9 protein-coding genes are annotated in these 11,904 nt (G+C 29.6%); 4 read left to right on the plus strand and 5 right to left on the minus strand.

Annotated elements, in window-relative coordinates; translation table 11 throughout:
* The first annotated feature begins 18 nt into the window (after positions 1 to 18).
* The 3 genes from AABJ49_RS02670 to AABJ49_RS02680 all read left to right on the plus strand — a co-directional run bounded on the left by AABJ49_RS02670 (position 19) and on the right by AABJ49_RS02680 (position 4,522).
* A complete protein-coding gene (locus AABJ49_RS02670) occupies positions 19 to 1,167 on the plus strand; it encodes an alpha/beta hydrolase-fold protein (protein ID WP_338375905.1) in 1,149 nt (382 codons plus the stop codon).
* Positions 1,167 to 2,528, plus strand: a complete 1,362-nt coding sequence (radA, locus tag AABJ49_RS02675) for a DNA repair protein RadA (protein ID WP_338375907.1) — start codon at positions 1,167 to 1,169, stop codon at positions 2,526 to 2,528. The genes AABJ49_RS02670 and radA overlap by 1 nt, the downstream gene beginning before the upstream one ends.
* Before the next feature lie 380 nt (positions 2,529 to 2,908).
* A complete protein-coding gene (locus AABJ49_RS02680) occupies positions 2,909 to 4,522 on the plus strand; it encodes a DUF4139 domain-containing protein (protein WP_338375909.1) in 1,614 nt (537 codons plus the stop codon).
* Between the two features lie 71 nt (positions 4,523 to 4,593).
* Here AABJ49_RS02680 and AABJ49_RS02685 read toward each other — a convergent pair whose 3' ends face one another.
* The 5 genes from AABJ49_RS02685 to AABJ49_RS02705 form a co-directional block, all read right to left on the minus strand.
* Entirely contained in the window at positions 4,594 to 5,634 is a 1,041-nt protein-coding gene (locus tag AABJ49_RS02685; RefSeq protein ID WP_338375911.1) for an aldo/keto reductase, read from the minus strand.
* A 94-nt stretch (positions 5,635 to 5,728) separates the two neighbouring features.
* Positions 5,729 to 6,220 carry a MepB family protein gene (locus tag AABJ49_RS02690; RefSeq protein ID WP_338375913.1) on the minus strand — a complete coding sequence of 164 codons (492 nt, stop codon included), beginning with the start codon at positions 6,218 to 6,220 and terminating at the stop codon, positions 5,729 to 5,731.
* 2 nt (positions 6,221 to 6,222) lie between these two features.
* A complete protein-coding gene (locus AABJ49_RS02695; protein ID WP_338375915.1) occupies positions 6,223 to 7,899 on the minus strand; it encodes a S41 family peptidase in 1,677 nt (558 codons plus the stop codon).
* 92 nt (positions 7,900 to 7,991) lie between these two features.
* On the minus strand, positions 7,992 to 8,954 hold the full coding sequence (locus AABJ49_RS02700; protein ID WP_338375917.1) for an OmpA family protein: 963 nt from the start codon (positions 8,952 to 8,954) through the stop codon (positions 7,992 to 7,994).
* Between the two features lie 189 nt (positions 8,955 to 9,143).
* The gene (locus tag AABJ49_RS02705) at positions 9,144 to 9,905 is read right to left on the minus strand and encodes an exodeoxyribonuclease III (protein WP_338375919.1); all 762 of its coding nucleotides are present in this window, start codon (positions 9,903 to 9,905) and stop codon (positions 9,144 to 9,146) included.
* Between the two features lie 189 nt (positions 9,906 to 10,094).
* On the opposite strand from AABJ49_RS02705, the gene AABJ49_RS02710 reads away from it, so the two are divergent.
* Positions 10,095 to 11,900, plus strand: a complete 1,806-nt coding sequence (locus AABJ49_RS02710) for a lysophospholipid acyltransferase family protein (protein ID WP_338375920.1) — start codon at positions 10,095 to 10,097, stop codon at positions 11,898 to 11,900.
* Positions 11,901 to 11,904 lie beyond the last annotated feature (4 nt).

Here is an 11,904-nt window from a genome sequence, read left to right on the forward strand (position 1 = left end):
TTTACAAAAAACAAGATCATGAAATATGTATATATACTACTTGCAATTTTGTCCTCTTTAAGTTCTATTGCACAAAAGAAGACAGAAACAATTGATTCAAATAAACTTGGAAAGCCAAGACAGATTTCTATTATTTTACCTCCTTCTTATGAATTTGAATCTAAAAAAAATTATCCTGTAATTTATCTTTTAGATGGTGAATATTTAATGGAACCCTTCAACGGTTCCTTACAATATGGTTATTATTTTGATGATTTGCCAGAGGTTATTTTAGTTGGAATTCATCAAGGAAAAAATAATGACAGACTTATTGATTCCAAAAGTGATGAAGATGGTTTACCAACTGAAAAAAGCGGGAATTTCTATGAATTTATCGCATCTGAAGTAATTCCATACATCAATAGCAATTATAGAACAGTTTCTTTCAAAGCAATTGCTGGACATGATGTTACGGCTGGTTTTTTAAACTTTTTTCTTTATAAAGACGATCCCATTTTTGATGCTTATATCTCATTTTGCCCAGATTTACCCTATGATATGGAAAATAGAATTGAGGATAGAATGACAATGATGTCAAAACCTATTAGTTATTTTCAAGTGTCTTCTCCAACCGATGAAAAATCAATTTATGAAAAAGTAAAACTGCTTGATGAAAATCTTAAAACCGTTTTGAATAAAAATGTGTCTTATAAATATTTACAATTAGATGGCTTTTCACATTATTCGATGGTTCCAGTTGCTGTTCCACAAGCCTTATACCATGTTTTTAAAGGATATCAACCTATAAACAAACAAGAATACAAGGAACTTCAAGACACAAATAGCGGATTTATTGATTATCTAACTGAAAAATATAAAAACATTAATGTTCTCTATGGAGTAGATATGAAAATAAGATTAATTGACTTTATGGCCATTCAAAATCTTATCATGAAGAATGGAACAACTGACGAATTAAGAAATTTAGAAAAATTAGCCAGCAAAGAATATCCTAAAACTATGTTACAGTATTTTATTGAAGCTTCTTATTATGAAAAAGAAGGCAATTATGATAAAGCTATAAAAGCTGTTGAGAAAGGATATACTTCAAAAGATATAGGCATGTTCACCAAAGGATTTATGCTAGAAAAATTAGAAGATTTAAAAAGAAAAAGAGCTGGCATATAATGAGTAAAGTAAAAACATCTTTTTTTTGTCAAAATTGTGGTACTCCTTTCTCTAAATGGCAAGGACAATGTCACAATTGCAAACAATGGAATACTATTGTTGAAGAAATTATTCAAAAAGAAGAAAAGAAAACTTGGAAAAGTGATTCTGGTTCAACTTCAAAAGCCGCTAAACCTTTATTAATTAAAGAAATAGATTCTTCTCAAGAAGTTCGATTAAATACAACAGACAACGAACTAAACCGAGTTCTTGGTGGTGGAATTGTTCCTGGTTCCTTAATTCTATTAGGTGGTGAACCTGGAATTGGAAAAAGTACGCTTTTACTTCAAATCTCTTTAAAATTACCCTATAAAACGCTTTATGTTTCTGGTGAAGAAAGCCAAAAACAAATAAAAATGCGTGCCGAAAGAATTACACCAAATAGTGATAATTGCTATATTCTTACGGAAACCAAAACGCAAAACATCTTTAGACAAATTCAAGATATTGAACCCGAAATTGTAATTATAGATTCCATTCAAACCTTACATACTGATTATATCGAATCTTCTGCAGGAAGTATTTCTCAAATTCGTGAATGTACAGCTGAGTTGATAAAATATGCTAAAGAATCAAATGTTCCTGTTATTTTAATTGGACACATCACAAAAGATGGAACCATTGCTGGTCCAAAAATATTAGAGCATATGGTGGATACTGTTCTTCAGTTTGAAGGTGACAGAAATCATGTGTATAGAATTTTGAGAAGTTTAAAAAACCGTTTTGGTTCTACAGCTGAATTAGGCATTTATGAAATGTTAGGAAGTGGCTTACGCGAAGTAGACAATCCCTCTGAAATCTTAATTTCACACAAAGACGAACAGCTTTCTGGAACTGCCATTGCTTGTACTTTAGAAGGAATGCGACCTTTGATGATTGAAATTCAATCGCTTGTAAGTTCTGCAGTTTATGGAACACCTCAACGAAGCACAACAGGTTATAATGCCAAACGTTTAAACATGATTTTGGCTGTATTAGAAAAAAGAGCTGGTTTCCGTTTAGGTACAAAAGATGTTTTTTTGAATATAACTGGTGGAATTAATGTAGATGATACTGCTATTGATTTAGCGGTTGTTGCAGCTATTTTATCTTCCAATGAAGACATTGCTATTGAAGATGGGTTTTGTTTTGCCGGTGAAGTTGGTTTATCAGGAGAAATTCGTCCAGTTAACAGAATTGACCAACGTATTCAAGAAGCAGAAAAATTAGGTTTTACTACTATTTTAGTTTCCAAACACAACAAAATTTCTTTAAAAAATACCACAATCAAAGTGGTTTTAGTGGCTAAAATTGAAGATGTGGTTGGGGTTTTGTTTGGGTAAACATTTATCAATCAACTCTAAATTTAAAAATTAAATCATGGAATTTTTAAATGTACTCTTGACTATATTATTTTTATTCATAGTTATCTATTTATGGAATAAATATGTAATTGAATTTGTAATAAATCGCGCTGAAAAATTTCATAAAGAATACAATTTTAGCAATTTGGACAAACAACCATTAAAGTTTTTTATCCAAAACAAAAATCAAATTATAAAATTTGCTAAAGCTTTTTACTGGATTGGATTTGTGTTAATTTCAATAATGATAATAACAGATTTTATTTCTCATTGATAGCTTTCCAAAATAAAAAAATTCATTCCTTTCCAACCTTTTCATAAAAAACATGCTCTTACTATTAAATAGAAAATATACTATCATGAAAAAAATACTCTTACTCTTAACGCTTTTTATTTCAGTAATTGCATGGGCTCAAAAACCCATTTTTACTTCTGCAAAAGTAAATGCAGCAACCGTTTATACGAATGGTGCTGAACTTTCGCAATCGACTACCTTAAATCTTCCAAAAGGAACAAGTGAAATTGTCATTAAAAATGTAGCTGATTATTTGAATGAAAATACCGTTCAAATTGGTGCTCCAAGTTCGTTGACTGTACTTTCAGTTCAGTTTACCCAAAATTATATTTCTGAATATGAAATTGACGAAAGTAATCCTGCTATTAAAAAAGTGAGAGATAGTATTACTTTAGTTCAGAAAGAAATTGCAAAAATTCAAATTGATAAAACTTCACATTCAAAAACAGTTGAATTATTGGATAAAAACCAACAAGTAGCTGGTCAAAATTCGGGGTTAAATGTTATGGAATTGATGAAGTTAGTGGATTATTATAAAGCTAAAAGAACTGAATTAAATAACGCAATCACAACATTTCAAGAAAAAGAAAACAAGTTGAATGAACAATTGAAAAAACTAAATTCTAAGCTTGAAATAAATACCAAAAACGAAGAAAAAACATCAAGAGGAAAATTAATTCTTCAAGTGATGAATGAAGTCGCTGGCAATGTAAATTTGGATATAAATTATATGACCAACAACGCTTCTTGGCAACCATTTTATGATTTACGTGCTGAAAACATCAACGAACCCATCAACATGATGTACAAAGCAAAAGTAATTCAAAACACAGGAATTGATTGGAAAAAAGTGAAGCTAACATTATCAAGTGGAAATCCAAATCAGAATAATGAAGCACCCATTTTACAATCATGGTTTTTGAGGTATGGAAATCCAATGGCTGCTTATGGTTATTTAAATCAAAATGCAACAATGAATAGAATACAAGGAAAATCTTCTGGATTAAAAATTCAGGCTGATGAAATGGAAGAATCGTCAATTTCAAATTATACAACAGTTAATGAAAACCAACTAAACGTTTCTTTCGACATAGATATTCCTTATGACATCTTATCTAACGGAAAAGCACATAGTGTTGCCTTGAAAGAAATTAAATTACCAGCATCTTACAGATATTATGCTGTTCCAAGAGTTGAAAAAGAAGCTTTCTTATTGGCACAAATTAATGATTATTCTAAATTAAACTTATTACCTGGTGAAGCCAACATTATTTTTGAAGGCATGTATGTTGGAAAAACATTCATCAATCCAAATCAAACCGCGGATACTTTGAGTTTATCAATGGGAAGAGATAAAAAAATTTCCATAAAACGTGAAAAAGTAACTGATAAATCGGGTACAAAATTCTTATCATCCTATAAAGAGCAAACGTTTACTTATGATATAACTGTTAGAAATAACAAAAAAGAAGCTGTTGAAATGCTTTTAAAAGATCAATATCCTATAAGTACTGACAAAGAAATTACCATTGAAGTTTTAGAAAAAGATAAAGCAAAAGTCAACGAAGAAACGGGTGTCATGACATGGGAATTAAAACTCGCACCAAATGAAACTAAGAAAATCAGGATTAGTTATAAGGTGAAATATCCAAAAGATAAAATAATAGATAATTTGTAGAATAGAATTCAGTGCTCTGTTTTTAGTGTTCAGTTAAACTGCTTACTAAAAACAGAGCACTAAACACTGATTTAAGGTGCTGGATTTGGAATCATTTCCTGAATTTTATCAATTTCAGATAAAATATTATCAGATAAAACAATATCAAATGCATCAATGTTCGCTTTTAATTGTTGAATCGAAGTTGCTCCAATAATTGTAGAAGTAACCAAATCTTGTTGATTTACGAATGCTAAAGCCATTTCGTTAAGAGATAATCCATTCGCTTCAGCTAATTCTTTGTATAATTTTGTGGCTTCGAAACAATTCTCATTGGTATATCTTGTAAACTGAGGAAAAACATTCATTCTCGATTGCTCTGGATATCCATTTAAATATTTTCCAGTTAGAAAACCAAATGCTAATGGTGAATAGGCTAGTAATCCGACATTTTCTCGCATACAAATTTCTGAAAGTCCAACTTCATACAAACGATTTAACAAGGAATATGGGTTTTGAATCGTAGCAATTTTAGGCAAATTATGTTTTTCACTTTCTATCAAATAACGCATCACTCCATAAGGGTTTTCGTTTGAAACACCAATATGCTTTATTTTTCCTTCTTTTATTAAACCATCAAAAACATGCAGAATTTCCAGAATAGAATACTGCCAATTTTCATCTATTTTTTGAACACCTCTTTGTCCAAACATATTCATAATACGTTCTGGCCAATGCATTTGGTATAAATCGATATAATCTGTTTGTAAATTTTTCAAACTTAATTCTACAGCATCAATAATGTTCTTTTTAGAAAAATCTAACGGTTGACGAATATAATCCATTCCACGATTTGGACCAGCAATTTTGGTTGCCACAACTAATTTTTCTCTTTCAGCTTGACCAATTTTATTGATCCATGTACCAATATGTCTTTCTGTACTTCCAAAAATTTGAGCATTTCCTCCTATGGGATACATTTCTGCTGTATCGATGAAATTTATACCTCGTTCAACAGCATAATCTAATTGTGAATGAGCTTCGGCTTCGGTATTTTGATTGCCAAAAGTCATGGTGCCTAGACAAATTTTACTAATTTTTATATCAGAATTTGGAAGAGTTGTGTATTTCATATTTTTAAGTTTCTGGTTTGCAAAGATACTAAGCTAGTAGGTTTAATAAAAATAAAACCTGTTTTGCTTTTCAACTAACAAGATTCTAATGCTTTTAATTTGAATATAGCTTTTTGACAAAACTCAGATCTAAGTCATCATTTATCTCAAAAAAATAATTCAATTGCCATTTTTGAGTTGCAACAGCTTGTTTGCTTATCGTTTTGTCCCAAATTGGATAAACTCTAAAACCTCTTTTACCTTCTTTTTTTGAAGTTGAAATAATTCCTTTTTCAATCAAAACCGATTTTGGGATTACAAATTGACCCATTTTATTTTCTGATTGAACATTGATTACATAATAATCGAATATGTCCGTTTCAAAAAAAGGTTCAGTAATTCCATCTTTATTTCTTTTCCAAAAAGTTACAAATTGTCCAATTTTTTTTGGTGTGATTTTAGAAGTTCTACAAATAATATTTTTGTTGTCTAACTTAAAGCTGCATGCTTCATATTCTTGACTTTCTTTTTCAGTTATTAATTCAAAAATATTATAATTTAATTTATCATATAGATTAGTTTGAATCAAGGATAAGCTTTTTGTCATATCTATTCTTTATCAATTAACTTGATTGCTTCTTCTATGTATAAATTTGGGTTATAATTTAAAGCATTTTCAACAACTTCATAATCTAGTTTTATTCCTTTTCTTTGAACTTCTACATCATTTGGATAAAATGCACCCATACCCGTAAAATCGATTTCAGTTTTATCAGCAAGAATTACTGGGTTACGATTCATAACTGCTCCAAAAGTTTGTTCTCCAATGGTAGTACAATTTGGAGCTTGTTGGATTGCCATTGCGAAATATTCTGCCATACTTCCAGTTTTTCTATCTACTAATAAAATTACTTTTCCTTTGTAATAGTTCTTGTTTTTTTTACCCGTAGAAAATGGATTATATATAAATCGTAACTTTGTTTTTATATCATATTCTGCAAAAGAAGGAGCTAATGGAACTAATGCTTTCATAAATTGTTTTCCTTTTGGAAGAAGATATTTAGGAACATCTGATTGACTTAAATTTTTAGGGTAATTTCTTAAATCTATAATAATTCCCTTTTTGTTTTCAAAAGTTTTAAATGCTGTTTTTAATTCTTTTTTTGTTATTTTTTTTAAATTAATATAGCCAATAGAATCGTTTATTGCATTATAATTTTCAACTGTGTTTATTCCTAAATTTACTGGTTCGTACTTGTAATCTCCATTACGATAAAGTTTAATTCCAACGAGTTTTGATGATTTATCCTTTTTAATAACTTCAACTTTAAGCGTTTCAGCTTTCCCAGAAAGTAAATAATAGCCTTGCAGACAGGATTTTAAATAATTTTCATTTGAAGCACTGATTCTATTTGAAAAATTTTCATTGTAATATTCGCTTATTTTTTTGTTATCGATTTTATAAATCAAATCCCCTAATTCAATACCTTCTTTATCCGATAATTCTTTATTAAAAACTGTTTTAATTACTAAAGTATCGTTGATAACTCTTCCACCGTAAAGGGAATTTTTAATAGAAATATCTTTAAATAAATAACTGTCACTATAATTAGAATGAGAATCATTCAATTTAGAAAAAAGTTTGTCTTTTGCTAATTCATAAGTATCGATATCATTAGATAAAAATTCAGGGATAATTTCAACTAAAACTCTTTCCCAAGGTGTTTCTGTTAGATAAATATTCACATTCCAATAACGCATAGTATTCCAAAAAGAAGCTAAAAATAACATTCTATTTGAGGTTTCTTTTGCATCAAAATTATCATATCCTTTATCGTTTGGAAAAGAAACCATGCTAGCTAGTGGGTTTATTTTTGCATAATATTTTCCGTAAGAACCATTGGTTTTGACTTTATTCAATAATTGAACCAAATCTGTACTAAAATTTGAATTTTCAATCCATGTAAAATCTGCGTTTTTAGTAAATAATTTTTTGTTTTTTAAAAGTTTTTTATTTGATTTATAATTGGTCTTTTTCGTTTCAAAACTTGCTATCCAATTTTCAAATTCGCGATTAAGTTCCTCTTGAGTTGTAAGGCTCTGAATTTTATTAAACTCACTAATAAATTCGTTATCAAAATTATATTTTCCTTCACTAATTTCTGGATGTTGATATTTTAGCAATCCCCAAATATGAATTAAATCCATCGCTTTTTTTTCATCTGAAACTTTAGTTTGACCAAAAAAAGTGAACGGCAATACTATCAAAAGAAAAAGTGTTTTCATCAAATTATTTTTAAAATAAAAAGGAATGTCTATTTGATTAAATTAATGAACATTCCTTTTAGTGTTATATACTATTACAGTAAGAAAACTGTTTAAAAATCCTCCAACATCTTAGAAATCTCATCTAATTTTGGAGTTAAAATAATTTCGATTCTTCTGTTTTTTGCTTTTCCTTCTGCTGTGTCATTGGATGCCATTGGAGCATATTCTCCACGACCAGCTGCTGTTAAATTCTTTTTATCTATTGCTTTATTTTCAGATAAGATGTTAACAATGGCTGTGGCTCTTTTGGTTGATAAATCCCAATTGTTCTCCACAGAACCAATGCTTCCAGAAAATTTATCATTATCCGTGTGACCTTCAATTAAAACTGAAATTTCTGGATTTTCACCTAATACTTTTCCTAATGCAACTACTGCTTTTTTACCTTCAGTTCCAACAGTCCAACTTCCTGATTCGAATAACAATTTGTTTTCCATGGAAACATATACTTTTCCGTTTCTTTGTTCTACAGTTAATCCTTTTCCTTCGAATGCATTCAATGCTTTTGACAAATTATCTTTTAATTTTTTCATGCCAGCATCTTTGGCTGCAATCATTTCTTCTAATTCATTTAAACGTTTTGAACTAGCTTCTAAATCTGATTTTAATTTGTTTAGTCTGTCTTGTTCTGCACTTAACACTTTTTGTTTGGCATCTAATTCTGCTAACAATTCTCTGTTTTTATTGATATTGGCTGCTAAAGCTTGGTTACTATCTTTTTCTAAAGCATCATAAGAAGCTTTTAAATTGTCATAATTTTTCTTAGTTGCTGCATAATCTGTAGCTAATTTATCTCTTTCAGATTTTGTTTTAACTAATTGAGATTGTAAATCTTTCACTTGAATATCTAAAGCGTTTTTGTCTTTTGTTAATGCTGTGTTTTCGTCAAATAAATTGTTGCGTTCTTTTTTTAAATCGGCAAATTTGTTTTCTAAATCATTGTATATTTTCTTTGAAACACATGAAGTTGTTAGTCCAACTATTACTAAACTTAGGGCAAGTTTTTTTATCATTTTCTTTTTTTATTTATCTTATTATATTGAATATTTGTGTTTTAGCCGTGATGGTAATGAAAACCCTTTTTGTGATAAACGGCTGTTTTTGTTGCTGTAAAAAAGCGACCTAAGAAGCTCTTTTTACAGTTAGAAAAACGCTGTTTTTGCAAAAATGTTGTAATGGACAGCGCGATTAGCTTTTAAAAATTAATCTATTTCTACTAGAACTGGGCAATGATCAGAATGTTTGGCTTCTGGCAGAATTAAAGCTCTTGAAAGTCTATCTTTTAACGTTTCATTTACCAAACAATAATCAATTCTCCAGCCTTTGTTGTTACCTCTTGCTCCTGCTCTGTAACTCCACCAACTATAATTGTGAGGTTCTTTATTAAAATGTCGGAATGAATCTATAAATCCAGCTTTCATGAATTTGTCTAACCAAGCTCTTTCCTCTGGTAAAAATCCTGAAACAGTTTTATTTCTAATTGGATCATGAATATCAATGGCTTCATGGCAAATATTATAATCTCCACAAATTACTAGATAAGGAAAAGTAACTTTTAGTTCATCTATATATTTTTGGAAATCATCCATGAACATAAATTTATGATCTAATCGGTCGATATTTGTTCCTGAAGGCAAATACAAACTCATCACTGATACATCATTAAAATCAGCACGAAGAATTCTTCCTTCAAAATCCATGTGTTCTATTCCTGAACCATATTCAACATGCTTTGGTTTGGTTTTACTTAAAATGGCAACACCACTATATCCTTTTTTCTGAGCCGAAAAATAATATTGATAAGGATAACCTGCTTTTGTAATTTCTTCAGTTGGAATTTGATCTTCGTTGGCTTTGATTTCTTGCAGACATATTACATCTGGATTTGCTTGTTGCAACCATTCAACAAATCCTTTATTAATAGCTGCTCGAATGCCGTTTACATTATAAGAGATTATTTTCATGCTTTAATTTTATTTCTTTCAAAAGTACTAAAAAGCTAATGGAAATATAAACTCCTTTATATATTTATTAACATCGTTATGAGCAATTTTGCTGTGTGTTTTTAATTGTTGATATCTACTTTTTTTAAAGGTTTTGATTTAATTTGTTTTGTTTATCTTTGTTTCTTGCACAAAAAACAAACAAAATAAATGGGATTAGTTTCTGCCAAAGAAGTAGCGAAAGCTATTAACTTAGACAAATATGGTTTTGTTGGGACTTTTTTAGGATGGTTACTAATGAAGTTAACCAAAATATCTACTCTCAACAAAATATACAATCGAAACAAACATTTAAGTGGAATTAATTTCTTAGATGGTTTATTAGATGATTTGGAAATTAAGTTTGAAATCCCTGAAGAAGATTTAAAACGTATTCCAAAAGACGGATCTTATATCACTATTTCTAATCATCCTTTAGGTGGAATTGATGGTATTCTGTTGTTAAAACTTATGTTAGAAAGAGAGCCTGATTTTAAAATTGTAGCCAACTTTCTATTGCATAGAATTGAACCAATGAAACCCTACATTATGCCAGTTAACCCTTTTGAAAATCATAAGGATGTTAAATCTAGTGTGGTTGGTTTAAAAGAAACATTACGTCATTTGAGTGAAGGAAAACCATTAGGAATTTTTCCTGCTGGAGAAGTTTCAACCTATAAAGATGGTACTTTAATTGTTGACAAACCTTGGGAAGAAGGTGCTTTGAAGTTGATTAAGAAAGCGAAAGTACCCGTTGTTCCTATTTATTTTCATGCTAAAAACAGTACATTTTTTTACATTTTATCAAAACTTAATGGAACATTTAGAACTGCTAAATTACCTAGTGAAGTTTTAACGCAAAAAAACAGAGTCATTAAAGTTCGTATTGGAAAACCTATTTCGGTTAACGAACAAAACGAATTTGAAACGAATCAATCTTTTGGAGAATTTTTGAGAAGAAAAACATATATGCTTTCAAATTCATTTGAAAAAGAAAGTTCGTTTTTAAAATCTCCTAATTTAAACCTTTCAACACCTAAACCTCCAAAACAAATAGTTTTACCAGCCAATCATGAGCAAATTCTAGAAGAAATAGCTTATTGCCAGGAAAATGATTGTCGTTTATTGCAAAGTAAAAATTATGAGGTATTTTTTATAACTGCTGATAAAATTCCGAATATATTACATGAATTAGGTCGTCTTCGAGAAATTACTTTTAGAGAAGTTGGTGAAGGGACAAATGAATCTATTGATTTAGACCAATATGACAAATATTATCATCATATGTTTTTGTGGGACAGCGATACACAATTAATTGCTGGTGCTTATAGAATGGGATTAGGTTCTCATATTTATCCAAAATATGGAATTGATGGATTTTATTTGCAAGAATTATTTCGTTTTGAACCTGAATTATTTGACATGATGAATAATTCTATTGAAATGGGAAGAGCTTTCATTACCAAAGAATACCAACTAAAACCAATGCCTTTATTCTTGTTATGGAAAGGAATTGTCCACACTACGCTTCGTTATCCTGAACATAAGTATTTAATTGGTGGTGTAAGCATTAGCAATCAATTTACTGATTTTTCTAAATCTTTGATGATTGAGTTTATGAAATCACATTATTATGATCCTTATGTGGCACAATATATTCATCCTAAAAAAGAATATAAAGTTAAACTGAAAGATGCTGACAAAGACTTCGTATTCAATGAAACTGAATCTGATTTGAATAAATTTGATAAAATTATTGACGAAGTTGAACCAGGAAATCTTCGTTTGCCTGTTTTAATTAAGAAATATATTAAGCAAAATGCTCGTGTAGTAGCTTTTAACGTTGATCCCTTATTCAATAATGCTGTTGATGGTTTAATGTATATTAGAATTGCTGATTTACCTGAAAGCACTGTTAAACCAGTTATGGAAGAGTTTCAAGCTGAATTGGAAAAAAAGGAGAAGAATTTTAAGTAAAAAA

Source organism: uncultured Flavobacterium sp., assembly GCF_963922255.1.
Lineage (GTDB): Bacteria > Bacteroidota > Bacteroidia > Flavobacteriales > Flavobacteriaceae > Flavobacterium.